The following is a 25836-nucleotide window of genomic DNA, read 5'->3' on the forward strand; positions in this document are numbered from 1 at the left end:
CATGAGCGCAAAAGTGTGGCTGGTAGGCGCCGGGCCCGGTGATCCGGAGTTGCTGACCCTCAAGGCGGTCAGAGCCCTGCATGAGGCGGATGTAGTGCTGATTGATGACTTGGTCAACCCGGCAGTGCTGGAACACTGCGCCGGTGCGCGGGTGGTTACCGTTGGCAAGCGTGGTGGCTGCCGCTCCACGCCTCAGGATTTTATCCATCGCCTGATGCTGCGTTACGCACGCCAGGGTAAATGCGTGGTGCGTCTCAAGGGCGGCGACCCGTGCATCTTTGGCCGCGGTGGCGAAGAGGCGCTGTGGCTGCGTGAGCGCAGCGTTGAGGTTGAATTGGTCAACGGCATCACGGCTGGGCTGGCGGGTGCAACCCACTGCGCTATTCCTCTGACTTTACGCGGCGTAAGCCGTGGGGTGACGCTGATCACCGCCCATACCCAGGACGATAGCCAACTGAACTGGCGTGCACTGGCCGAAGGTGGGACCACCTTGGTGGTGTACATGGGGGTGGCGAAGCTGGAAGAGATTCGTCAACAATTGCTGGAAGGTGGCATGGCCGCAAATATGCCAGTGGCAATGATCGAAAACGCATCACTGCCCCAGCAGCGCGAATGCCGCAGCGATCTGGCACGGATGCATGAGGATGCGCAGGCATTCGCGCTCAAGAGCCCGGCGATCCTGGTGATTGGCAGTGTTGCCGCCACCGCACAGGCCGCTTGCTCAGCGGTGGCGGCAATCGCCTGAGGCAAATGACAGGCGAAAAAAAACCCGGCCTAAGCCGGGTTTTTTTGTAAAGCCAGGCTAATTACTTAGCTTGAGCTTCAACAGCTGCTTCTACGCGACGGTTAACAGCGCGGCCAGCTTCAGTTGCGTTGTCAGCAACTGGGCGGGACTCACCGTAACCAACGGAAGTGATGCGGCTAGGAGCTACGCCATCTTTAACCAGGACTTGCTTAACAGCGTCAGCACGACGCTGGGACAGCTTCTGGTTGTAGGCGTCTGGACCGATGGAGTCAGTGTGACCAGCAACTTCTACGTTGGTGTCTGGGTACTGAGCCATGAAGTCGGCCAGGTTTTTCACGTCGCCGTAGCTGTTAGGCTTAACAACCGACTTGTCGAAGTCGAACTTAACGTCCAGCTCAACACGAACAACCTGAGCAACCGGAGCTTCTGGCTCTGGAACTGGCTCTGGAGCTGGTGCTGGGGTAGGAGCTGGAGCAGCTGCGCCAGCGTTACCGCCGAAGTTTACGCCCAGGCCAACCAGTGCGGAGTAGTCCCACTTGCCGTTGTCCAGACCGTAGTCAGCTTCAACACCAGCACGAGCGTACAGGTTGTTGGTGAAGTAGTACTTCACACCGGTACCGATGGTAGCGAAAGTGGTCTGGTCGCGACCGCTGTGACCGTCAACTTTTACGTTGGTACGGCTCTGGTGGCCGAAACCGCCTTCAACGTATGGACGCAGGCTATCAACGCCAGCCTGACCGAAGTGGTACTGGGCAACGAGGCTGCCGGTATCACCTTTGATCTTCTGGTTGCCAGTACCGTCGTTCGAACGGGTGTGGTTGGTCTTGTCGTACGACAGATTCAACGACAGATCGTCGGTCAGGAAGTAACCAATGCGAGCGCCTGGGTTGAAGCCGTCTTCGATGTGCTTAACGCTATCGTTGTACTGCTTCTTGTAGAACAGCTCGCCTTCAACTGCGCCTTGGCCTTGTGCCAGAACGCCGAAAGAAGTAGCGGCAATAAGAGAACCAATGGCCAAGCCCAAGGTGTTTTTCAGTTTCATCCGTTAAATCCCCATCTGGTGATTGTAAAGCAGTCCCACAAACCGGGGGACAACTCGGCGACAAGTCTAACAGAACTTGCCTACACGTAAGAGATATTTGCTACGCACTAAGTTTCAGTCTCGTCCGCAAATTTCTCACGTAATTTATCAAGAGCACGTTTGTAACGCATTTTTGTAGCACTCAAGCCCATATGCATGATGTCAGCGATTTCCTGAAATTCCAGCTCTGCGACAAAGCGAAGCACCAGAATTTCACGGTCAATCGGGTTCACATGCACCAACCAGCGATCAAGTCCGCCCTTCTCCTCGGGTGCCGGCGCCTTCTCTTCAGACGCCTCCTCAAGGGGGTCCAGACTCAAAGCGTCCATCAAGCGACGCTTTCGCCGTTCCTTCCGATACTGCGTGATGCACTCGTTGTACGTGATGCTATACAGCCATGTCTTGAACTTCGATTTGCCCTCGAAGTTCTTCAGGCCATATAGCACCTTGAGCATCACTTCCTGACAGACATCGTCCGCATCTCTATCGTTCCCCAAATACCTTGAACAAACGTTGAACAGAGTGCGTTGATACCTGCGCATCAATTCTTCGTACGCGCGTGTTACGTGAAACAGCTCCGTGTGCGCGCGCGCGACCAACTCCTCATCAGAGAGCTCACGGGGGTCATAGCGCGTGGACAGCGTTTGGGCTTTATTCAAAACAAGTCGTGCCGACAGTCAGGTCAATGTCCGTTGCAACCCGGTCACCCGGGTTCGCGGCGGCGTACATTAGCAGGGTTTGCCGGATTAGCGGCTACTGACCTGCTGTTCAAGGAGAATCCGGTTGGACAGCGAAACCAGTTCCCCGTCATCGGTCAGCACTGTCGTCTTGACTGTGCCGATCTCCTCGATTTGCCCTTCGACCTCGCCCACACGCACCTGTTGCCCAACTTGATATAGCTCACGCACATAGATTCCCGCAAGAATCTGGCCGGCAATTTCCCGGCTTCCCAAGCCCATGGCCAGCGCAACGGCCAGACCAACGGTAATCAAAACAATCACAATCACATGGTTGAGCAGGTCAGTCTTGACCTCCAACTGGCTGATCGCGACGGAAATACTGATGATGATCACCAGCCCCTGGGCGATTCGCCCCAGGCCTGCCGCATAGTCCAGCCCCACGCCTTCGGCGGCCCCGCGCACCAGCCCGTTGGCCAGTTGCGCCAGTAAAACCCCCACCAGAAGCACCAGCGCGCCACCGAAAACTTTCGGTAAATACAGCGCCAGCATGTCGAGCGTAGCTGAAACTCGCTCAAGTCCAAGGGATTGAGCCGCAGAAACCAGAAAAATAAGTAGAACGAACCAGTAGACGATCTTGCCGATCAGGGTAGAAATCGGCACTTGCAGCCCGGCCCGACCCAATAGCTTGGTGAGGCCGGTGCCGGCCATCAGGCGATCCAGCCCCAGTTTTGCGAGCAATTTGGACAGCAGAGTGTCGAGCAGCTTGGCCACGACAAAACCCAGCAATACCAGGACCAGTGCACCAAACAGGTTGGGAATGAAATTCGCCACCTTGGTCCACAATGCGGTCATCGCGGTGACCAGGCTCTGGGTCCAGAGATCAAGTTCCATATTCAATCAGCCTTATCAGCAGTGCGAGCAAGAGGTTTACGACGGGAAACCGGTGAGACATGGGCCGAACCGTTGTTCAGGGCCATCATCAATGCCGGCAGCCAACGCCCGAGCAGACCGAACAGGTCACCCGCCCCAACCTGACGGTTGGCGGTTTTCAGTACGCGGCCCAGGCAAGCATCGTCATCACGGTTGGATGGCGAGGCATTGAGCATGTCACGCAAAGACTGTTCGAACGGATCGTGCATAGAGACCTCTCGCAAGTGTTTTAAAAGACGAGGGTAAAATTCATGGGGTCACATCGGCCCCTTCCTACGTTCAGGTCATATTCAGGTCAAACCCAGCGCAATCGTCGAAATAACCACCATTGTCCCAGTGCCACCGATACCATCAACAGGCACGCAATCATGAATCCATAAGGGCTGGCGGAAAACGGAATGCCCCCCACATTTATACCGAGCAAACCGGTAAGAAAACTCATCGGCAGGAAGATCCCCGTGATGATCCCGAAGCGGTACATGGTGCGATTCATACGCACGCTCAAGCGCCGGTCTTCGGCCTCAAGCACAAGCCCCACGCGCTCTCGCGCCAATTCCAGCTCTTCCAGGTAACGGGTCAGGCTGTTGTGCAGTTCATTCCAATAGTCGGCATCGTCGTCGCAAAACCATGCCAATTTTATTCGCGTCAGTTGGGCAAAAATATCCCGCTGCGGGGCAAGAAAACGCTTGAGGCCGGCTGCCCTTCGACGAATCTGCAAAACGCTGCCGTGCTCTGGGGTATACCGTTCGTCGGCATCGAGTTTTTCTTCCTCGGAATCGACGATTTCAGACAGGTTCGTCACCAGGTCCTGCACTTTATTGGTCAGGAACTGAGCCATATAAAGGATGAGTTCAGACGCAGTCTTGGGACCTTTACCGTCTGCCAGTTGCACCAGCAGCTCATCAGTAGCGCGCAAAGGACGCAAACGCAGGGAGATCACACGGTTGGCGGCAGCGAAGATACGTACCGAAACCATGTCTTCCGGCTCTGCGCCCGGGTTGAGATTGATCCCGCGCAAAAACAACAGTAATTCGGCGTCCGGCAGCGGTAACAGCCGCGGGCGGGTGTTCTCTTCCAGCAGCAGGTCACAGGCAAACTCGCTCAGGCCGCTGGATTTGCGCAGCCAGGTCTGCGTTTGGGGGTGGCTGCGATCCCAATGCAGCCAGAGGCTTTCCTGGGGCTGCAAATGCAAATCGTCGAGCTCAGTCCGGGCAATCGAACGCGCACCGCCTTTACCGTCCAGCACCAGGGCATGCACCAGCCCCCATTGCGCGTTCTCTTCCTCGAACATCCTCACCCCTATCGGCTATTGCGGTTTATTCAGGCATTTTCAGTGGGCTGGGTGACACGATCACGCCGTTGTTATCGGCGTAAATGTACTCACCCGGGCGGAATGTCACGCCGGCGAATGTCACCACGACGTTCAGGTCGCCGAGGCCGCGCTTATCGGTTTTCATCGGATGAGAAGCCAGGGCCTGCACGCCCAAGTCGGTCTGGGCGATAACGTCGACATCACGGACGCAACCGTAGATCACCAGCCCTTCCCAGCCGTTTTTCGCGGCCTTCTCGGCGATCATGTCGCCCAGCAAGGCGCGGCGCAGGGAACCGCCACCGTCGACCACCATGACTTTGCCGGCGCCAGGCTTATCAGCCAGCTCCTTGACCAGGGAGTTATCTTCGAAGCATTTGATGGTGACGATCTCGCCGCCAAAGGAGTCTCGACCACCGAAGTTGCTGAACATCGGCTCCACTACCTGCACCAGCTCCGGGTAGGCGTCACACAGGTCGGGGGTCACGTAATGGTTCATCGAGAAACTCCTGTCGTCAAAGAAGGGGTCGAACATCCACGGTGTACAGCAGAAAAACGCGCCATGACAGGCATTCTTTAGGTGCCCGTCGTTTAGCGGCGGCCATGATCAGACCCACACCAGCGCAACGCAATAGACGTTGCGCGACTGAATATGACCAGAAGCGCCCGGCGCGTCATATCTTAGCCGCAACCACTCGAGAGTGAAACGCCCTTGGCAGAGCGTTTCGTCAAACCGTTGCAGCTATTTCGGGGTGCGTGCCCACCAAAGGTGTCAGCGGGTCTTTCAACCAACGCTCCACCAATGGCCACACTTCAGTCTGCGCGGTTTTGCTGACCAGCATCTGCACATGCCCGAAATCCTCGGTAAAACCGTGTTTGCGCCCCAGACACAGGTACTGGCGATGCTCGCTGCCAACTTGCTCGAAGAGCTGGCGGCATGCCCAGTCCGGGTCTTGCCGGTCGCCGGCAGCGCTGACCGCCAGCAGCGGCACGTCGACTTCCGCCAAGCCTTTCCACCAGTCACGCTCGGCATCGCCAAAACGGCCAAACAGGCCGTTCCAACGCATCGCTTCGATCATCACACCCGCCGGCTCATCCTCGGGGCCGCGCTTGAACCTTGGGCCGGACACCTGGGCAAGGCGCTTGAGGATAAATCGACCGCCCCACTCCACCGGTGGAATTTTCAACGGCCAATGGGTGCGACTGACCTGGCAGCCGAACAGCGCCACCGAAGCTACCATTGGCGCCCCCAGATGCTGCCCGCCCAGGGCCGCAGCCAAGGTAGTGGCGCCGAGGGAATGCCCGACCCAATGGGGTTTTTGCCCACTTTGCTCACGTACAAATGCGCCAATGGCCGGCAAATCGTAGCGCGCGTAATCGGCGACACGGTTTCTGGCGTAGTCGTGGTTGCGTTTGGACAGGCCATGACCGCGCATTTCCGGGATCCAAACATCAAAGCCCCGGCGCGCCAGGTAAGCGCCCAGACCGATGCCCTTGGGCGAGTACCAGAAGCGCCGATTGGAAAAACTACCGTGCAACAAAATAATCGGCGTGCCCCGGTTTTCCGGGACATCAGCCAGGCCCAAACGGGTAACCGCCAGCTCGACGGTGCCGTCGGGACTGTTGCCGGGTTTGAGCCGGTACACATCTTCACTCAGGTCGCCACGACGCTCAGCGCTGATCAACGCGACGGGAAATAGATTGCTGCTGCTTTGCATAATGCTCTTGCACAAAAAAGGGCGGCGTCCGCAAGGAGTTCCGCCCTGTACAGATAAGAATGCCGGTCACCCTAGACGAGTGACCGGCACTTTTGACATCGCGGCCTTAGGCGGACGCTTGGCCTTCCGCCAGGAAGAACCAGGTTTCCAGCACGGAATCAGGGTTCAGCGAGACGCTTTCGATACCCTGTTCCATCAGCCATTTGGCCAGGTCTGGGTGGTCGGAAGGGCCTTGGCCGCAGATCCCGATGTACTTGCCGGCCTTATTACACGCCTGGATAGCATTGGCCAGCAGCTTCTTGACCGCAGGGTTACGCTCGTCGAACAGGTGAGCGATGATCCCCGAATCACGGTCCAGGCCCAAGGTCAGTTGGGTCAGGTCGTTGGAGCCGATGGAGAAACCGTCGAAGAACTCCAGGAACTCTTCGGCCAGGATGGCGTTGGACGGCAACTCGCACATCATGATCACGCGCAGGCCGTTTTCGCCGCGGGTCAGGCCGTTTTCGGCGAGCAGGTCTACCACCTGGCTCGCCTCGCCCAGGGTGCGCACGAACGGCACCATGATCTCGACGTTGGTCAGGCCCATCTCGTTGCGCACGCGCTTGAGGGCGCGGCACTCGAGTTCGAAGCAATCACGGAACGCTTCGCTGATGTAACGCGAAGCGCCGCGGAAACCCAACATCGGGTTTTCTTCTTCCGGCTCGTAGAGCTTGCCGCCGATCAGGTTGGCGTATTCGTTGGACTTGAAGTCCGACAGGCGCACGATGACCTTTTTCGGATAGAAAGCCGCCGCCAGGGTGCTGATGCCCTCTACCAGCTTCTCGACGTAGAAACCTACCGGGTCGCTGTAGCCGGCAATGCGCTTGTCGACGCTTTCCTTGATGTCCAGCGGCAGGCCGTCATAGTTCAGCAGGGCCTTGGGGTGCACACCGATCATGCGGTTGATGATGAATTCCAGGCGGGCCAGGCCCACGCCGGCGTTCGGCAACTGCGCGAAATCAAAGGCACGGTCCGGGTTGCCGACGTTCATCATGATCTTGAACGGCAGGTCCGGCATGGCGTCGATGGAGTTTTGCTTGATGTCGAAGCCCAGTTCACCTTCGAAGATGAAGCCGGTGTCGCCTTCGGCGCAAGACACGGTCACACCCTGGCCTTCCTTGAGCAGTTGGGTGGCGTTGCCGCAACCGACTACCGCAGGAATCCCCAGTTCACGGGCGATGATCGCCGCGTGGCAGGTACGCCCGCCACGGTTGGTCACGATGGCGCTGGCGCGCTTCATCACCGGTTCCCAGTCCGGGTCGGTCATGTCGGAGACCAGCACGTCGCCGGGCTGGACCTTGTCCATCTCCGACACGTCCTTGATGATCCGCACCTTGCCGGCGCCGATGCGCTGGCCGATGGCACGGCCCTCTACCAGCACGGTACCGGTTTCCTTCAACAGGTAGCGTTCCATGACGTTCGCCGAAGTGCGGCTCTTCACGGTCTCGGGGCGCGCCTGCACGATGTACAGCTTGCCGTCGTCACCGTCCTTGGCCCACTCGATGTCCATCGGGCACTTGTAGTGCTTCTCGATGATCATCGCTTGCTTGGCCAGCTCGCTGACTTCAGCGTCGGTCAGGCAGAACCGCGCGCGCTCGGCTTTGTCGACGTCAACGGTTTTCACCGAACGACCGGCCTTGGCCTCGTCGCCGTAGATCATCTTGATCGCCTTGCTGCCCAGGTTGCGGCGCAGGATGGCCGGGCGGCCGGCCTCAAGGGTGTGCTTGTGCACGTAGAATTCGTCGGGGTTGACCGCGCCTTGTACAACCGTTTCGCCCAGGCCGTAGGCACCGGTGATAAATACCACGTCACGGAAGCCCGATTCGGTGTCCAGGGTGAACATCACGCCGGCTGTGCCGGTTTCCGAACGCACCATGCGCTGCACACCGGCAGACAGGGCCACCAGCTTGTGGTCGAAACCCTGGTGTACGCGGTAGGAAATCGCACGGTCGTTGAACAGCGAGGCGAAGACTTCCTTGGCTGCGCGGATCACGTTTTCCACGCCGCGGATATTAAGGAAGGTTTCCTGCTGGCCGGCAAAGGAGGCGTCCGGCAAATCCTCGGCGGTGGCCGAGGAACGTACGGCAACGGCCATGTCCGGGTTACCGGCGGACAGGATAGCGAAGGCGGTACGGATTTCTTCGTTGAGCTTCTCGGGGAACTCGGCTTCCATGATCCACTGACGGATCTGGGCGCCGGTCTTGGCCAGGGCGTTGACGTCATCGACGTCCAAGGCATCCAGCGCGGCGTGGATCTGGGCGTTGAGGCCGCTCAGCTCGAGGAAGTCGCGGTAAGCCTGGGCGGTGGTGGCGAAACCACCGGGCACCGAGACACCAGCGCCTGCAAGATTACTGATCATCTCGCCGAGGGATGCGTTCTTGCCCCCCACATGCTCTACATCATGGACGCCGAGCTTATCGAGGGAAACTACGTACTCTACCAAGGTGATCTCTCCACTTTCTGTGTTGGAAAAGCTCAGGACGCGGGTTGCTCAGTAGGAGCTAACGCCAGCGCTTGTGGCCTGGACCTGGAAAATAAGTGAGAATGCGGCCCACTGCGGGACGGCAAAATCGCGCCTATCATATCCAAGATTCGCCATCAGCTTAAGGCCCAGGGCTCAAATGAAACGATCTGCTTTCTTTATCTCCGACGGCACCGGCATCACAGCCGAAACATTGGGCCAGAGCCTGCTTGCGCAGTTCGAAAACATTACCTTCGCCAAATTTACACGGCCTTATATAGACAGCGTGGATAAAGCGCGGGCCATGGTACAACAAATCAATCTGGCGGCTGAAAAAGACGGTTTTCGGCCGATCATTTTCGACACCATTGTCAATCAAGACATTCGTGAGATTCTCGCAACGTCGAATGGTTTCATGATCGACATTTTCTCGACCTTCCTGGCGCCGCTGGAGCAGGAGTTGAGCGAACATTCCTCCTATTCCGTCGGCAAGTCCCATTCCATCGGGCATAACTCCAATTATATGGAGCGAATCGAGGCGGTGAACTTCGCCCTCGACAACGATGATGGCGCCCGCACCCACTACTACGACAAGGCCGACCTGATCCTGGTGGGCGTGTCGCGTTGCGGCAAGACCCCGACCTGTCTGTACATGGCCATGCAATTCGGCATCCGCGCAGCCAACTATCCGCTGACCGAAGATGATATGGAGCACCTCACGTTGCCCGCCGCCCTGCGCGCGCACTCGCACAAGCTGTTCGGCCTCACCATCGACCCGGACCGGCTGACCGCCATCCGCAACGAGCGCAAGCCCAACAGCCGCTATTCGAGTTATGCCCAGTGCGAATTCGAAGTGCGCGAAGTAGAAAATCTGTTCCGTCGCGAGAATATCGCGCACATCAATTCCACACATTTTTCGGTGGAAGAGATTTCGGCGAAAATTTTGGTGGAGAAGGGTGTGGAGCGCAGATTCAAATAGTTGTATCGCTTGAACTGGCGCTTTCGCGAGCAAGCCCGCTCCCACATTTTGACCCTATTCCAAAGAGGGAACCCGGTCCAATGTGGGAGTGGGCTTGCTCGCGAAGAACGATAACGCGGTCTCACAGATGAAACCGCCCCCCGCCCTGCCCCAGCGCAGTCGCCAGCGCATCGAAGCCCTCGCGCAATAGCTGATCATCGCCTGACGTATTACAGATACTCGCCCTAATAAACTGCGGCACCGCCGTCTGCCCTACAGCAAACGCCTCGGCGGTGGCGATCAGGTAATTATTCTGCTTGAGCTCTGCCTCGATTTCCGACGCACGCCATGGCTCCGGCACTTCGATCCAGAAGTGCGGGCTATTGAGGTGAGTGCGATAGGCCAGGCCGCCCAGCAGGTCGCGCACCAAGGCTTTGCGCCGGCTGATTTCGTTGATCTGCTGGCGCAGCAGGTATTCCGCCGTGCCGTTTTCGATCCATTGGGTCGCCAGTTCCAGGGTCACGGGCGTGGCCATCCAGCAGGTCGAACGCAGCGCTGCCGAGATGCGGCTGACCAGTGCCGGTGGCGCATGTACATAGCCAACCCGCAAGCCTGCCGACACCGCCTTGCTCAAGCTGCTGATCAAAATCGTACGCTCAGGCGCGAAATAGCTGAGAGGTGGCGGGCGATCTTCCACCAACACGCCGTGGGCTTCGTCCTCAAGAATCAACAGGTTGTGCTCGCGGCACACCTTGGCCAGGGCTTCACGGCGCGCAACCGACAACACCGCTGTCGTCGGATTCTGAATAGTCGGCGTGCAGTACAACGCCGAAATCCGATGATTACGACAGACCTCATCCAGCGCGGTGGGCAGCACGCCCTCCTCATCCATTTCCAGGCCGATCAGCCGCACGCCGAGCATGCGCGCAGCGGTAATCAGCCCTGGATAAGTCAGTTGCTCGGTGACCACCGTGTCGCCAGCGCGCAGCAACGCCATCATCGCGCACAACAAGCCATGCTGGCCGCCGTTAACGCAGATCACCTGTTCAGGAATTGGATGGAACTCGCGCTGCACCAACCATTGCGCACCGGCCTCACGATAACGCGGCAGGCCGGCGTCAGGCGTGTAGGCACTGATGTCCTGGAGGAACTTGGCGTTGGTCGACAGGGTTTGGAAGCTCTGGGCGAGAAACACCGTCTCCTGCCCGGGAATGTGCATGTTGCGGCTCATGTCGAAGTATTGGCGCGGCTCCTCGCTGAAATTTCGAAAGCCTTCATCACGCTGGCGCTCCATCCCACGCTTGCGCACGAAGGTTCCGTCACCGACCCGTGCTACCACCAACCCCAGGCGTTCAAGCTCACCGTAGGCCCGACTGATGGTGCCGATGGTCACCCCAAGATTGTCGGAAAGCACCCGATGAGGCGGCAGCTTTCGTCCTGGCTCAATCAAGCCTTCGAGGATGCCCCGTTCCATGACATCGGACAGGCGCTTGTACTTCACGCCCTGCCCGTTGGACAAGCCCTCACGCATAATTGACACCATGTCAATATTTGTTTTGACAGCCATCTTTCGCCCTAATAGTGTGCTTTTACGGGTTCAATCGCCGATAAAAATAACTCATTACAAGTTCAATATAGAGTTCAATTCCGGCTCAGGGAAGCAATAAACGATGCCAATGTCCGCCGTTCTCGAAAACACTGCAAAAACAAAAACTCAAAAACAGTGGCTCGCCGGGCTGGTGACCAGTGTGATGTTTCTCATCGTGTGCCTGAGCTGGGGCACGACCTGGCTGGGTATCAAGATTGCCGTGGAGAGTGTGCCGCCGCTGACGTCCGCCGGGCTGCGCTTCCTGATCGCCTTCCCACTGTTCCTGTGCTTTGCCCTGGTGCGGCGTGAGCCGATCCTGTTCCCACGGGAAAGCCGTTGGTTCTTCGTGTTTGTGACCCTGTCCTACTTCAGCATTCCCTACTACCTGCTCAACTATGGCGAGATGCATGTGTCGTCCGGCCTCACTGCCCTGCTGTTCAGTTGCATGCCGGTGTTCATCCTGATTTTCTCCGCGCTGTTCCTGCGCGAGCGTATTTACTTCTCCCAAGTGGTCGGTATCGGCATCGGTTTCGGCAGCCTCTACATGATCATCAAAAGCCAGGGCCTGCACCTGGACCACGCCGAGTTCTTCGGGGTACTGGCCATTCTGAGCGCCGCGATCATGCACGCCTTGTGCTATGTCATCACCAAGCAAAAAGGCAGTGCCATCAGCGTGATTACCTACAACACCCTGCCTATCGGCATTGCCGGGCTGATGTTGTTCGTAGCCGGCCTGTGGTTTGAAACGCCGGTCTTCGACGACATCACCCTGCGTTCCTGGAGCGCGCTGTTCTACCTGGGGCTGGTGGCCTCGGTAGGCGGATTCATCGTGTATTTTATGCTTCTCAAACGCCTGAGCCCAATCATCCTGTCGTTCGTCTTCATCATCTTCCCGGTGTTCGCAGTCATCATCGGTGCCTGGTACGAAGGCGTGGAAATTTCCCGCGACCTGATGCTGTATTCGGCGATCCTGCTGGCCGGCTTTGCGATCACCAAATTGCCCGTTGAAAAACTCCTGGCCAAGAAAAAGTGAACCTCAACCAACGCGAGAGAAACATGGAAGTCCTCCGCCCCACCGCTCTGGAACAGATCTACGCCCACGCCAGCCACAGCTACCCCGAGGAGTGCTGTGGTTTTGTTTTCGCCGACGGCAGCGTGTTCCTGGGCAGCAATATCCAGAACGAGTTGCACCGCAAGAACCCCGAGATGTACCCACGCAGCGCGGCCAACGGCTATACCTTCTCGGTGGCCGATACCCTGCTGATGAACAAGGCGTTTCGCAGCGACAACCCGGTGGTGGTGATCTATCACTCGCACCCGGATGTCGGCGCCTATTTCAGTGACGAAGACCAGGACAAGGCGCTGTTCCTGGGCGAGCCGATCTACCCCGTCAGCTATCTGGTAGTGGATGTTCGCCAGGGCCAGGCCCTGGGCTCAAAGCTGTTTGCCTGGGATGGCAAGCATTTCGCCCTTCAACCCTTCAACGACCTGCACACGGAGTTGTCCATGAACGCTGTCTCTTTCCCCGACATCCTGGTCCGCGTGGCCAAGTTGCCGGCATCAACCCTCGAGGGCACTGGATCGACATTGCGCGAAGTCATTGAAAACCTCTGCAGCGGCCACCCGCAGCTGCGCCAGCACCTGTTTCATGAAAAGAACAACCAGCTCAAGGAACACTTCCTGTTCACCGCCGAGGAAGAGCTGATCGACGCCGACGATCGCTTGCCGGAAAAAGCCCGGATTGAAGTGTTGCTTGCCACCTCCGGCGGCATGGACGTGGATGCCCTGAGCAATGAAGAAGTGCAGCGCTACGTGCGCCACATCACCCTGCCCGGCGTCGGTCGCGAGGGCCAGTTGAACCTGAAGAAAGCCAAGGTGCTGATCATCGGCACCGGCGGCCTGGGCTCGCCCATCAGCCTGTACCTTGCGGCGGCCGGTATTGGCACCTTGGGCCTGGTGGACTTTGACGTGGTAGAAAGCAGCAACCTGCAACGCCAGATTGTCCACGGCAACAGCACCCTGGGGATGCCCAAGGTCGACTCCGCCAAGCAACGCCTCCAGGACCTCAACCGCCATATCCAGATCAACGCGCACGACACGGCGCTCAACGCCGACAACGCCCTGGAGCTCGTGAGCGCCTATGACCTGGTGATCGACGGCACCGACAATTTCGATACCCGCTACCTGGTCAACGACGCCTGCGTGCAACTGGGCAAACCCTTGGTGTACGGCGCCATCTACCGCTTCGACGGGCAGATCAGCGTGCTCAACTATAAAGGCGGGCCGTGCTATCGCTGCCTGTTTCCCAAGGCCCCGCCCGCTGAACTGGCGCCCAATTGCAGCGCCGGCGGTGTGATCGGCGTGCTGCCGGGCGTAGTAGGAATGATCCAGGCCACCGAAGCGATCAAGTTGCTGATCGGTATTGGCGAACCCTTGTCCGGCCGCTTGATGCGTTTCGACGCACTGGCAATGAAGTTCAGCGAGATCCGCTTCAAGCGCCGCGCCGACTGCCCTTGCTGCTCCGAACTGCGCCACAGCGAAACCGTCGCACCCGCTACCTGCGCAGATGCCGTCCCGAGCCAACCGTCCCTGGCGGCAGAGCGCTACATCAAGCCGCAGGGGCTCAAGCAAGTGCTCGAACACCCCAGCAGCGCCGATGTATTGCTGGATGTACGCGACGCCAGCGAACTGGAAGTGTGCAAACTGCCAGGCGTGGTGCATATCCCCCTGGCCGAGCTGGATGGGCAACTCGCCAGCCTGAGCCGCGACAATACCCATTACCTGATCTGCTACGCCGGTACCCGCGCCGAGCAAGCCGCCAGCACCTTGCTGGCAGCCGGTTTTGCCAATACCAAAGTGCTGCAAGGCGGCATGAAGCACTGGGTTCGCGACGTCGAACCCGACATGCCTTTGTACTGAGGGTGGGGACTTGCTGATGTTGCATAACTCGATTCTCGACGTCATCGGCCAAACGCCGATCGTGCGTCTGGCGCAGTTTTCCGAAGACCTCGGCATCGAGGTCTACGCCAAGCTGGAATCCCTTAACCCCGGCGGCAGCCACAAAGCGCGTATCGCCCTGGGCATGATCCTCGATGCCGAGCGCCGTGGGGTGCTGATCCGTGATTCCGGGCAAACCATCATCGAACCCAGTGGTGGCAACACCGGCATTGGCCTGGTAATGGCCGGCAACGTGCTCGGCTACAAAGTGGTACTGGTGATCCCGGACAATTACAGCCCCGAAAAGCAGAAACTGCTACGCCTGTACGGCGCCAGGGTGGTGCTGTCAGACAGCCGCCTGGGCAACAACTCCCATGGCGAAAAGTGCATGGAACTGCAGTTGGAAAACCCCAACTACGTGATGCTCAACCAGCAGCGCAACGGCGCCAACCCGCAGACCCACCGCGACACCACTGCACCGGAAATCATCCGTGCCTTCGGTGAACAGCGCGTGGATTACTTCGTCAGCGGTATCGGCACCGGTGGCCATATCACCGGCATCGGCGAAACCCTCAAGGCGGCCTGGCCGGCGATCCGCGTGATGGGCGTGGAGCCGCAAGAATGCGACCTGCTCAAAGACCAGCACGCCGCGCACGCGATCCAGGGCCTGTCGATTGGCCTGATCCCGAGCATCCTCAACCTGGATGTGATCGACGGCATGCTCAAGGTGTCGCACGCGGCATGCCTGGACATGATCAAACGCATCATGCGCACCGACGCCATCAGCCTGGGGTTGTCCTCGGCCGCCAACATGGTTGCCATCGCCCAACTCGCCCCCGAACTGCCGCCTGAAACGGTGGTGTTGACCATGGTCTACGACAATGCCGACAGCTACCTGCCCAGTTTCGAGTAACGGGCTTTCCAACCATCCAGAATGCGGGGGTGCCTCCATGGGGGGCTTTATCGAGATGCAACAGTTGCACGATGAGTTGCTCACCCATCTCATCACGACCCTGACGCCCGGGCAGATGAAGCAGCTGGAACCGCACCTTGCGCCGCTGATCCAGAACGCCGCCCAGGCGGTGGCCGAGGACTTGATCGCCTACGCCTATCGCGACCCGGCGTCACGCGGGCGCGGTGAGTTGATCCTGGAATCCTATGCTTCGTTCAAGGCGGTGCTGTTCTATCGCCTTGCGCACCTGGTATGGAATTTCCCAGACCCTGCCCAGGGTGAGTTTTCGCGCATGGCCCTCATGCTCAGCAATCAGGGCAAGATCCTCTCTGGCGCCGAGATTCACCCGGCAGCGCGCATCGGCCGGCGCTTTGTGCTGGACCATGGCTACGGCACCGTCATCGGCGAGACCTGCGTGATCGGCAACGATTGCTACATCCTGTGCGGCGTGACCCTGGGCGCCCGCGGCATCGCCAACAACCCGGATGGCAAGCGTCACCCGCGCCTGGGCAACAACGTCGAAGTGGGCGCCGGCGCCCGTGTACTGGGTTATGTGTCGATTGGCGATAACGTGTTTATCAGCCCTTCCTGCGTGATCACCCAGGACGTACCGGCAGGCACCAAGGTCAAGGTGGTCAACCAGATCCAACTGCAAAAAAACGATGAATCGGACCACAGCAATTATCTCGGCGCCTTTGCCCTGGATGAGCGCTTGCACGTCGTCGGCGAGGTCAGTGCCGGCCACAAGGTCACCGTGCTGGATGCCGACTTTCATCCGCTGCAAGGGTTGATGCTCGAGCCCACGGTAAAAGAGCGCCACCACCTGCAATTTCGCCTGCGCCGCCTCGGCACCGGCGAACAGCTGCCGCGCCTGCCGCTGAACCTGAAAGTCTGCGGGCCCGAATTTGAAATCACCCTGCTCTCCCCCCCTGGCTTGAGCGCGATGGTGCGCCACCTATTGCAAGCCAGCCCATTGATCGTCGGAGGCTGAACATGTCCGTGCATACCATGGAAACCCTGGCGCTGTTCGACAGCGCGCCCTACCAGAACGCATTCAGCGCCCGGGTGATTGCCGTCAGCGAACACGGCATCGCCCTGGAGCACACGCTGTTCTACCCCACCGGTGGCGGGCAACCGGGCGATACCGGCCATCTCACCCTGGCCGATGGCACGCGGGTCGAGGTGACGGGAACCGTGCGCGACCCGGTGTTGCGCTCGATCATCTGGCACCAGGTAGAGCATTGCCCCGCCCCATTGACCGCCGGCGTCCAGGTCGACGCGGGGCTGGATTGGGAGCGGCGCTACCAGCACATGAAGATGCACACTTGCCTGCACTTGTTGTGCTCGCTCATCGACGCGCCCGTGACCGGTTGCAGCATCAGCGCGGACAAAGGCCGCCTGGATTTCGACCTGCCGGAAATGACCCTGGACAAAGACAGCCTCACCCGCGAGCTCAACGCCCTGATCGAGCAGGCCCACACGGTGAAGACCCTGTCGATGCCCGCCACCGAGTACGCGACCCTGCTGCAGATCACTCGCACCCAGGCAGTCGCGCCACCGGTGATCTCGGGCTCGGTGAGGGTGATTGAAATCCCCGGCATCGATATCCAGCCATGTGGCGGTACCCATGTGCTCAACACTGAGGAAATCGGCCGGGTGTTCTGCGAGAAGATCGAGAAGAAGAGCAAGCACAACCGCAGGGTGATACTGCGGTTTGAACAAGCTTGAATCTGACCCGATAGTTGCCCAAGTGGAGGGCAAATGTGGGAGGGGGCTTGCCCCCTCCCACATTTTGGTATTGCGTTGTCCACTAGATCACGAACAGATCCATGAAACAGTTTACAGGCATCGCCTCCAGCCGCGCCTGATCCTTGCACAACGCAAAAATCTCAGCACTGCGCTGCGCGGTAAAACGCGTGGCCAGGTTGGCCTTGAATTTGTCCTCCAGCAACGGGATACCGTCCACTCGACGGCGGCGATGGCCAATCGGGTATTCCACTGCCACCTGCTCGGTGCAGGTGCCGTCCGTAAAGAACACCTGCACCGCATTGGCAATGGAGCGTTTGTCGGCCTCCAGGTATTCGCGGCTGTAGCGCGGGTCTTCGACGATGACCATCTTGTTGCGCAACTCATCGATGATCGGGTGGGCTGCGTGGAAGTCATCTTCGTACTGCTCGGCCACCAGGTTGCCGAACGCCAGGGGCACTGCGGTCATGTATTGCAGGCAGTGGTCGCGGTCGGCGGCGTTGGCCAGTTGGCCGACCTTGGAAATGATGCGAATCGCCGACTCGTGGGTGGTGATCACGATACGCTCGATCTCGTGCAGGCGATGCTTGACCTGTGGGTGCAAAGTCACTGCCGCTTCACAGGCGGTTTGCGCGTGGAATTCGGCAGGGAAGCTGATCTTGAACAGCACGTTCTCCATCACGTAGGTGCCGTAGGGTTGGGACAGGCTGAAAGCGCGCTTGTCTTCAGGCTTGAGCGCCAGGTCCTTGTTGGTGTGGCTGAACAGCACGTCGTAGAAGCCCCACTGCGGCGCACTCAGCACACCGGGGATGCCCATTTCGCCACGCAGGGCGATATCCGCCAGGCGCACGCCGCGGCTCGACGCGTCTCCCGCGGCCCAGGATTTGCGCGAGCCGGCATTCGGCGCATGGCGATAGGTGCGCAACGCCTGCCCGTCGACAAAGGCGTGGGACAGTGCCGATAGCAACTGTTCACGGTTGGCGCCCATCAGCTTGGCGGTGACGGCCGTGGAGGCGACTTTCACCAGCAGCACATGGTCGAGGCCGACGCGGTTGAAGGAGTTTTCCAGGGCAATCACGCCCTGGATTTCGTGGGCCATGATCATCGCTTCCAGCACCGCACGCAGGGTCAGCGGCGCGTCGCCATTGGCCACGCGTTTCTGTGAAAGGTGATCGGCCACGGCGAGAATACCGCCGAGGTTGTCCGAAGGGTGGCCCCATTCAGCAGCAAGCCAAGTGTCGTTGTAGTCGAGCCAGCGCACGATGCAACCGATGTCCCAGGCGGCCTTGACCGGGTCCAAGCGAAACGAAGTGCCCGGCACTCGTGCACCGAACGGCACCACCGTGCCCTCCACCATCGGCCCCAGGTGCTTGGTGCACTCGGGGAAACGCAGGGCCAGCAGGCCACATCCGAGGGTATCCATCAGGCAATTGCGGGCGGTGTCCAGTGCATCCCGGGAGTCGATGCGGTAGTTGAGGACATAGTCGGCGATGTCCTGCAAAACCTGATCGTAGTCGGGGCGGTTGTTCTGGTCGACATTGGCGCTCATGGCAGTTCTCCAAAAATGGGTGGGGTCAATCCTCGGGCTAACGGTTACTGGAAGCAGATCTTGGATGTCTGCCTTTTGGAATAGAGATCCCCTGTGGGAGGGGGCTTGCTCCCTCCCACATAAAGCTAAAAAGCGTCACCGGGGACGCGCACGAAACCTTCCATCAGCACCCGCGCACTGCGGCTCATGATGGCTTTCTTCACCACCCATTCGCCGTCTACCTGGCTGGCCTCGGCACCGACGCGCAAGGTGCCGGAGGGATGCCCGAAGCGCACGGCATTACGCTCGATACCGCCCGCCGCCAGGTTGACCAACGTGCCGGAAATCGCCGCCGCCGTGCCAATCGCCACCGCCGCCGTGCCCATCATCGCGTGGTGCAGCTTGCCCATCGAAAGGGCGCGCACCAGCAGGTCCACGTCGCCAGCCTTGATCGCCTTGCCGCTCGACGCCACGTAATCCGCAGGCTTGGCCACGAATGCCAGCTTGGGCGTGTGCTGGCGTTGCGCGGCTTCGTCCAGATGCTTGATCAGGCCCATGCGCAACGCGCCATACGCCCGTACCGTCTCGAACATCGCCAAGGCCTTGGGGTCGCTGTTGATCGCGCCTTGCAGCTCAGTGCCGGTATAGCCGAGGTCTTGGGCATTGATGAAAATCGTTGGAATACCAGCATTGATCAACGTGGCCTTGAAGGTGCCGACGCCGGGCACTTCGAGGTCGTCGACCAGATTGCCGGTGGGGAACATCGAGCCACCGCCGCCCTCTTCTTCCGCTGCCGGGTCCATGAATTCCAACTGCACCTCGGCGGCCGGGAAGGTCACGCCGTCCAGTTCAAAGTCGCCGGTTTCCTGCACCGCACCGTCGGTGATCGGCACGTGGGCGATGATGGTCTTGCCGATATTGGCCTGCCACACCCGCACCACGGCCACGCCGTTGTGGGGCACGCGAGCCGGATCGACCAACCCCGCGCTGATGGCGAAAGCGCCCACCGCCGCCGACAGGTTGCCGCAGTTGCCGCTCCAATCCACAAACGGCTTGTCGATGGAGACCTGGCCGAACAGGTAGTCCACGTCGTGATCGGCGCGAATGCTTTTGGCAAGGATCACGGTTTTGCTGGTGCTCGAGGTGGCCCCGCCCATGCCGTCGATCTGCTTGTCGTAGGGGTCGGGGCTGCCGATCACCCGCAACAACAAGGCATCGCGGGCAGCCCCCGGGGCCTGCGCCGCTGCGGGCAGGTCCTTGAGGCTGAAAAACACGCCCTTGCTGGTGCCGCCACGCATGTAGGTGGCGGGGATCTTGATTTGCGCTACGTGTGCCATGGTGATCCTCTTCAGGCAGTTGCCGCCGATTCCAGGAAGTCCTGGGCGAAACGTTGCAACACGCCACCCGCCTCGTAGATCGACACTTCTTCGGCGGTATCCAGGCGGCAGGTCACCGGCACTTCGACACGTTCGCCATTCTTGCGGTTGATCACCAGGGTCAGTTGCGCCCGCGGTGTGCGCTCACCCACCACGTCATAGGTTTCACTGCCGTCGATCTGCAGGGTGTGGCGGTCGGTGCCCGGCAGGAACTCCAGGGGCAACACGCCCATGCCCACCAGGTTGGTGCGGTGAATGCGCTCAAAGCCTTCGGCGGCAATCGCTTCCACACCGGCCAGGCGTACGCCCTTGGCGGCCCAGTCGCGGGACGAGCCCTGGCCGTAGTCGGCGCCTGCGATGATGATCAGCGGCTGCTTGCGTTCCATGTAGGTCTCGATGGCTTCCCACATCCGCGTGACCTTGCCTTCCGGCTCGATACGCGCCAGGGAACCCTGCTTGACCTTGCCGTTTTCCTGCACCATTTCGTTGAACAGTTTCGGGTTGGCGAAGGTAGCGCGCTGCGCAGTCAAATGATCACCCCTATGAGTCGCGTAGGAGTTGAAGTCGACTTCCGGCAAGCCCATTTTCGCCAGGTATTCACCGGCGGCGCTGTCGAGCATGATCGCGTTGGACGGTGACAGGTGGTCGGTGGTGATGTTGTCTGGCAGCACCGCCAGTGGGCGCATGCCCTTGAGCGGCCGGGCGCCGGCCAGCGCGCCTTCCCAATACGGTGGGCGGCGGATATAGGTGCTCTGCGGGCGCCAGTCGTACAGCGGGGTGACTTTGGGGCCGGTGTCTTCGTGGATAGCGAACATCGGAATGTACACCGCGCGGAACTGCTCGGGCTTGACCGATGCCTTGACCACCGCGTCGATCTCTTCGTCGCTCGGCCAGATATCTTGCAGGCGGATTTCCTTGCCGTCGGCGTCCAGGCCGAGCACGTCCTTCTCGATATCGAAACGGATGGTGCCGGCAATCGCATAGGCCACCACCAACGGCGGCGACGCCAGGAACGCTTGCTTGGCGTACGGGTGAATCCGCCCGTCGAAGTTGCGGTTGCCCGACAACACGGCGGTGGCGTACAGGTCGCGGTCGATGATTTCCTGCTGGATCACCGGGTCGAGCGCGCCGGACATGCCGTTGCAGGTGGTGCAGGCAAACGCCACCACACCGAAACCGAGTTTTTCCAGCTCATGGCCCAGGCCGGCTTCCTCCAGGTACATGGCCACGGTTTTCGAACCCGGCGCCAGGGACGACTTGACCCACGGTTTGCGGGTCAGCCCGAGCTTGTTGGCGTTGCGCGCCAAGAGGCCGGCGGCAATCACGTTGCGCGGGTTGCTGGTGTTGGTGCAACTGGTGATGGCGGCGATGATCACCGCGCCGTCGGGCATTTGCCCGGGCACTTCGTCCCACTGGCCAGAGATGCCTTTTGACGCCAGATCGCGAGTCGCCACACGGGCGTGCGGATTGCTCGGGCCGGCCATGTTGCGCACGACGCTGGACAGGTCAAAGGTCAGGCCGCGCTCGTATTGCGCGCCCTTGAGGTCATCGGCCCACAGGCCGGTGTGGCGGGCGTACTGCTCCACCAGGGCGACTTGCTCGTCTTCACGGCCGGTCAGTTTCAGGTAGGCGATGGTCTGCTGGTCGATATAGAACATCGCCGCCGTGGCACCGTATTCAGGGGCCATGTTGGAGATGGTCGCACGGTCGCCCAGGGTCAGTGCCGAAGCGCCTTCGCCAAAGAACTCCAGCCAGGCGCCGACCACTTTCTGCTGGCGCAGGAACTCGGTGAGCGCCAGCACCATATCGGTGGCGGTGATGCCCGGTTGCAGGTTGCCGGTCAGTTCCACACCGACGCTTTCCGGCAGGCGCATCCACGAGGCACGGCCGAGCATCACGCTTTCGGCTTCCAGGCCGCCGACGCCGATGGCGATCACGCCCAGGGCATCCACATGCGGGGTGTGACTGTCGGTACCGACGCAGGTATCCGGGAACGCCACACCGTCGCGCACCTGAATCACCGGGGACATTTTCTCCAGGTTGATCTGGTGCATGATGCCGTTGCCCGGTGGGATCACATCGACGTTCTTGAAGGCCTTTTTGGTCCACTCGATAAAGTGGAAACGGTCTTCGTTGCGACGGTCTTCGATAGCGCGGTTTTTCTCGAACGCCTGCGGGTCGAAACCACCGGCTTCGACGGCCAGCGAGTGGTCGACGATCAGTTGGGTCGGCACCACCGGATTGACCTGGGCCGGGTCGCCGCCTTGCAGGGCGATGGCATCGCGCAGGCCGGCAAGATCAACCAGGGCGGTCTGGCCGAGGATGTCATGGCACACCACGCGGGCCGGGAACCAGGGAAAATCGAGGTCGCGCTTGCGTTCGATCAATTGGCTCAGGGACGCGTTGAGCGTGGCCGGGTCGCAACGGCGCACCAGGTTCTCGGCGAGCACGCGTGATGTGTAGGGCAAGGTGGCGTAGGCGCCGGGGGTGATTGCTTCGACTGCCGCACGGGCGTCGAAGAAATCCAGGCGGCTGCCGGGGAGCGGTTTGCGAAATTCAGTGTTCATCGTCAGGACTCGGTCACGGTAGTTACAAAAGGAAGAACCAGTGCTGATCCAAGGTGGAATGCGATCAAAATGTGGGAGCGGGCTTGCTCGCGAAAGCGGTGGAACAGCCGCCAGATGTGTTGAATGACACACTGCTTTCGCGAGCAAGCCCGCTCCCACATTTGATTCGGTTACACCTTCAAAATCACCGGCCTTCCCACTCAGCGACGTTCGATTGGCACGAACTTGCGCTGCTCAACGCCGATGTACTCGGCGCTTGGACGGATGATGCGGTTGTTGGCACGCTGCTCGAATACATGCGCGGCCCAGCCAGTCAGGCGTGAGCACACGAAGATCGGTGTGAACAACTTGGTCGGGATGCCCATGAAGTGGTACGCCGAGGCATGGTAGAAGTCGGCGTTGGGGAACAGTTTCTTCTGTTCCCACATCGTCTTGTCGATGGCTTCGGACACCGGGAACAACACCGTGTCGCCCACTTCGTCAGCGAGTTTTTTCGACCAGCCCTTGATCACTTCATTACGCGGGTCGCTGTCTTTATAGATCGCGTGGCCAAAGCCCATGATCTTGTCTTTGCGCGCCAACATGCCGAGGGTGCCTTCAACCGCTTCGTCAGCCGAGGAGAAACGCTGGATCATTTCCATCGCTGCTTCGTTGGCACCACCGTGCAGCGGGCCGCGCAGGGAGCCGATGGCGGCGGTGACGCAGGAATACAGGTCGGACAAGGTCGAGGCACACACCCGCGCGGTGAAGGTCGAGGCGTTGAATTCGTGCTCGGCGTAGAGGATCAGCGACACGTTCATGACCTTGACGTGCAGTTCGCTCGGCTTCTTGCCATGCAGCAGGTGCAGGAAGTGGCCGCCAATGGAAGGCTCGTCGGTCACGCAATCGATGCGCTTGCCGTCGTGGCTGAAGCGGTACCAGTAGCACATGATCGCCGGGAACGCGGCGAGCAGGCGGTCGGTGACATCGCGCTGCACGCTGAAGTCTTTTTCCGGCTCGATATTGCCCAGGAACGAGCAACCGGTGCGCATTACGTCCATCGGGTGAGCGTCGGCAGGGATGCGCTCGAGCACTTCCTTCAGCGCCTGGGGCAAATCACGCAGCTTGCTCAGCTTGGCGCTGTAGGCAGCCAGTTCGGCCTTGGTCGGCAGCTCGCCGTAGAGCAGCAGGTAGGCGACCTCTTCAAACTGCGCATCGGCGGCAAGTTCGCGCACGTCGTAGCCGCGATAGGTCAGGCCAGCCCCGGCCTGGCCCACGGTGGACAGCGCCGTCTGCCCGGCTACCTGGCCACGCAGGCCGGCGCCACTCAATACTTTTGCTTCAGCCATGTTCGTTCTCCAATCTTGAATTTATTAGGGAGGCGCCTGTGGGAGCGGGCTTGCTCGCGAAGGCGTCGTGTCAGTCGCTGACTATCTGACTGAACCACCGCATTCGCGAGCAAGCCCGCTCCCACAGGGTCTATTTTTTCGCGGCAAACAGCGCGTCGAGCTTCTGCTCGAAGGTGTGGTAGTCGATGCGATCGTAAAGCTCCATGCGGGTTTGCATGGTGTCGATCACGTTCTGTTGGGTGCCGTCGCGACGGATCGCGGTGTAGACGTTCTCGGCGGCTTTGTTCATGGCGCGGAAGGCCGAGAGCGGGTACAGCACGATGGAAACATCGGCAGATTTCAACTGTTCGGTGGTGTACAGCGGGGTCGCGCCAAACTCGGTAATGTTAGCCAGGATCGGCGCCTTTACCTGGGAGGCGAACAGCTTGTACATCTCAAGCTCGGTGATGGCTTCCGGGAACACCATGTCGGCACCGGCTTCGATACACGCGGCGGCACGCTCAAGGGCGGACTCCAGGCCCTCGACAGCCAGGGCGTCGGTGCGCGCCATGATCACGAAGCTGTCATCGGTGCGCGCATCCACGGCGGCCTTGATGCGGTCGACCATTTCCTGCTGGGACACGATTTCTTTGTTGGGGCGATGCCCGCAGCGCTTGGCGCCGACCTGGTCTTCGATATGGATAGCGGCGGCGCCGAACTTGATCATCGACTTGACGGTGCGCGCCACGTTGAACGCCGAGGAGCCGAAACCGGTGTCCACGTCCACCAGCAACGGCAGGTCGCACACGTCGGTGATACGGCGCACGTCGGTGAGTACGTCATCCAGGCCGGTGATACCCAGGTCCGGCACGCCGAGGGAACCCGCCGCTACGCCGCCACCTGACAGATAAATCGCCTTGAAACCGGCGCGCTTGGCCAGCAGCGCGTGGTTGGCATTGATTGCGCCCACCACTTGCAAGGGCTGTTCGCTGGCGACTGCGTCACGGAAACGCTGGCCGGGAGTGCTGTTGTTGGAACTCATGACTCACCTCGTGATGAAGGAGCACCGTCCGGGAAGTGACGGGCGATGTTGCGTTTGGATGCACCGATATGCCGGCGCATCAACAGTTCGGCCAGTTCACCGTCGCGATCGGCAATCGCATCAAGAATGCGGTGATGCTCGGCAAAGGCCTGGCGTGGACGATTGGGGGTGGCGGAAAACTGGATGCGATACATACGCACCAATTGGTACAGCTCGCCGCAAAGCATCTGGGTCAGGGTGCGGTTACCGGCGCCCTGGATGATCCGGTAATGAAAGTCGAAGTCGCCTTCCTGCTGGTAATAGCCGACACCGGCCTGGAACGCCGCATCCCGTTCATGGGTGTGCAATACCTGGCGCAGCTCTTCGATTTCCGCATCGGTCATGCGTTCGGCTGCCAGGCGGCAGGCCATGCCTTCCAGGGACTCGCGGATTTCATAGAGCTCAATCAGCTCTGCGTGGCTCAAGGACACCACCCGCGCGCCGACGTGGGGCACGCGCACCAGCAGGCGCTGGCCTTCCAGGCGGTGGATCGCTTCGCGCAGCGGGCCACGGCTGATGCCGTAGGTACGCGCCAGCTCCGGCTCGGAGATCTTGCTGCCGGGGGCGATCTCGCCTTTGACGATGGCGGCCTGGATACGCCGGAAGACGTTCTCGGACATCGTTTGGGATTCGTCTGACGCTGCTATCGGAACTTCCGACTGACCGAGCATATTGTCGACACCTTTAAAAGCAATGCCGCAAAAACTAGCCAATCACCCCGCATTAGTCAAAGAATAAATGAACATTGTCGACAATCGTCTAATGCGCTTTGTTGATGACCACCAGGCATGGCCGCCTGCCAGCGCTGGCGCCAAAAAAGCATCATGTTAGAA

Annotated in this window: 22 protein-coding genes; 7 read left to right on the top strand and 15 right to left on the bottom strand. The window is 60.0% G+C overall.

Features of this window, described 5'->3' with window-relative positions:
• Position 1: 1 nt before the first annotated feature.
• The gene (gene cobA / locus FRT59_RS25250; RefSeq protein ID WP_153872681.1) at positions 2–745 is read left to right on the top strand and encodes a uroporphyrinogen-III C-methyltransferase; all 744 of its coding nucleotides are present in this window, start codon (positions 2–4) and stop codon (positions 743–745) included.
• A gap of 61 nt (positions 746–806) precedes the next feature.
• On the opposite strand, the gene FRT59_RS25255 is transcribed toward cobA, so the two are convergent.
• From FRT59_RS25255 to ppsA, 8 genes are all read right to left on the bottom strand, one after another.
• A complete protein-coding gene (locus FRT59_RS25255) occupies positions 807–1787 on the bottom strand; it encodes an OmpA family protein (RefSeq protein WP_153872682.1) in 981 nt (326 codons plus the stop codon).
• A gap of 107 nt (positions 1788–1894) precedes the next feature.
• On the bottom strand, positions 1895–2485 hold the full coding sequence (gene sigX / locus FRT59_RS25260; protein WP_153872683.1) for an RNA polymerase sigma factor SigX: 591 nt from the start codon (positions 2483–2485) through the stop codon (positions 1895–1897).
• 87 nt (positions 2486–2572) lie between these two features.
• Positions 2573–3397, bottom strand: a complete 825-nt coding sequence (locus tag FRT59_RS25265) for a mechanosensitive ion channel family protein (RefSeq protein ID WP_003193288.1) — start codon at positions 3395–3397, stop codon at positions 2573–2575.
• 2 nt (positions 3398–3399) lie between these two features.
• Positions 3400–3645, bottom strand: a complete 246-nt coding sequence (locus FRT59_RS25270; RefSeq protein WP_005790375.1) for a hypothetical protein — start codon at positions 3643–3645, stop codon at positions 3400–3402.
• An 86-nt stretch (positions 3646–3731) separates the two neighbouring features.
• The gene (locus FRT59_RS25275) at positions 3732–4727 is read right to left on the bottom strand and encodes a zinc transporter ZntB (RefSeq protein ID WP_034120677.1); all 996 of its coding nucleotides are present in this window, start codon (positions 4725–4727) and stop codon (positions 3732–3734) included.
• Positions 4728–4752: 25 nt separating this feature from the next.
• A complete protein-coding gene (rraA, locus tag FRT59_RS25280; RefSeq protein WP_034120679.1) occupies positions 4753–5244 on the bottom strand; it encodes a ribonuclease E activity regulator RraA in 492 nt (163 codons plus the stop codon).
• A gap of 229 nt (positions 5245–5473) precedes the next feature.
• A complete protein-coding gene (locus tag FRT59_RS25285) occupies positions 5474–6463 on the bottom strand; it encodes an alpha/beta fold hydrolase (RefSeq protein ID WP_153872684.1) in 990 nt (329 codons plus the stop codon).
• A gap of 106 nt (positions 6464–6569) precedes the next feature.
• Entirely contained in the window at positions 6570–8945 is a 2376-nt protein-coding gene (gene ppsA / locus FRT59_RS25290; RefSeq protein WP_153838179.1) for a phosphoenolpyruvate synthase, read from the bottom strand.
• Between the two features lie 178 nt (positions 8946–9123).
• On the opposite strand from ppsA, the gene ppsR reads away from it, so the two are divergent.
• The gene (ppsR, locus tag FRT59_RS25295; protein WP_003193298.1) at positions 9124–9942 is read left to right on the top strand and encodes a posphoenolpyruvate synthetase regulatory kinase/phosphorylase PpsR; all 819 of its coding nucleotides are present in this window, start codon (positions 9124–9126) and stop codon (positions 9940–9942) included.
• Between the two features lie 121 nt (positions 9943–10063).
• Here ppsR and FRT59_RS25300 read toward each other — a convergent pair whose 3' ends face one another.
• Positions 10064–11488 (bottom strand): aminotransferase-like domain-containing protein, encoded by a 1425-nt coding sequence (locus FRT59_RS25300; RefSeq protein WP_153838180.1) that lies wholly within the window; start codon positions 11486–11488, stop codon positions 10064–10066.
• A gap of 109 nt (positions 11489–11597) precedes the next feature.
• Between FRT59_RS25300 and FRT59_RS25305 the strand changes: the two genes are divergently transcribed.
• From FRT59_RS25305 to FRT59_RS25325, 5 genes are read left to right on the top strand one after another with little or no spacing between them, the layout of a single operon-like run.
• A complete protein-coding gene (locus tag FRT59_RS25305; protein WP_034120685.1) occupies positions 11598–12542 on the top strand; it encodes a DMT family transporter in 945 nt (314 codons plus the stop codon).
• 23 nt (positions 12543–12565) lie between these two features.
• Positions 12566–14428 carry a molybdopterin-synthase adenylyltransferase MoeB gene (gene moeB, locus FRT59_RS25310; protein WP_153838181.1) on the top strand — a complete coding sequence of 621 codons (1863 nt, stop codon included), beginning with the start codon at positions 12566–12568 and terminating at the stop codon, positions 14426–14428.
• A 16-nt stretch (positions 14429–14444) separates the two neighbouring features.
• Positions 14445–15359, top strand: coding sequence for a PLP-dependent cysteine synthase family protein (locus FRT59_RS25315; RefSeq protein ID WP_034120835.1), 915 nt, complete (start codon positions 14445–14447; stop codon positions 15357–15359).
• Between the two features lie 37 nt (positions 15360–15396).
• A complete protein-coding gene (locus FRT59_RS25320; RefSeq protein ID WP_034120689.1) occupies positions 15397–16389 on the top strand; it encodes a serine O-acetyltransferase in 993 nt (330 codons plus the stop codon).
• Between the two features lie 2 nt (positions 16390–16391).
• Entirely contained in the window at positions 16392–17126 is a 735-nt protein-coding gene (locus FRT59_RS25325; protein WP_034120690.1) for an alanyl-tRNA editing protein, read from the top strand.
• 82 nt (positions 17127–17208) lie between these two features.
• Here FRT59_RS25325 and prpD read toward each other — a convergent pair whose 3' ends face one another.
• From prpD to FRT59_RS25355, 6 genes are all read right to left on the bottom strand, one after another.
• A complete protein-coding gene (prpD, locus tag FRT59_RS25330; protein ID WP_153872685.1) occupies positions 17209–18693 on the bottom strand; it encodes a 2-methylcitrate dehydratase in 1485 nt (494 codons plus the stop codon).
• 125 nt (positions 18694–18818) lie between these two features.
• Positions 18819–20009, bottom strand: a complete 1191-nt coding sequence (gene prpF, locus FRT59_RS25335) for a 2-methylaconitate cis-trans isomerase PrpF (protein ID WP_153872686.1) — start codon at positions 20007–20009, stop codon at positions 18819–18821.
• A gap of 11 nt (positions 20010–20020) precedes the next feature.
• Positions 20021–22615: a Fe/S-dependent 2-methylisocitrate dehydratase AcnD gene (acnD, locus tag FRT59_RS25340; protein WP_153872687.1), complete on the bottom strand. Its 2595-nt coding sequence runs from the start codon at positions 22613–22615 to the stop codon at positions 20021–20023.
• 200 nt (positions 22616–22815) lie between these two features.
• Entirely contained in the window at positions 22816–23943 is a 1128-nt protein-coding gene (gene prpC, locus FRT59_RS25345; protein ID WP_153872688.1) for a bifunctional 2-methylcitrate synthase/citrate synthase, read from the bottom strand.
• Between the two features lie 130 nt (positions 23944–24073).
• Positions 24074–24964 (bottom strand): methylisocitrate lyase, encoded by an 891-nt coding sequence (prpB, locus tag FRT59_RS25350; RefSeq protein ID WP_153872689.1) that lies wholly within the window; start codon positions 24962–24964, stop codon positions 24074–24076.
• Entirely contained in the window at positions 24961–25674 is a 714-nt protein-coding gene (locus FRT59_RS25355) for a GntR family transcriptional regulator (RefSeq protein WP_034120696.1), read from the bottom strand. The genes prpB and FRT59_RS25355 overlap by 4 nt, the downstream gene beginning before the upstream one ends.
• Positions 25675–25836: the final 162 nt, after the last annotated feature.

The organism is Pseudomonas haemolytica (genome assembly GCF_009659625.1).
In the GTDB taxonomy this organism is placed as follows: Bacteria; Pseudomonadota; Gammaproteobacteria; order Pseudomonadales; family Pseudomonadaceae; genus Aquipseudomonas; species Aquipseudomonas haemolytica.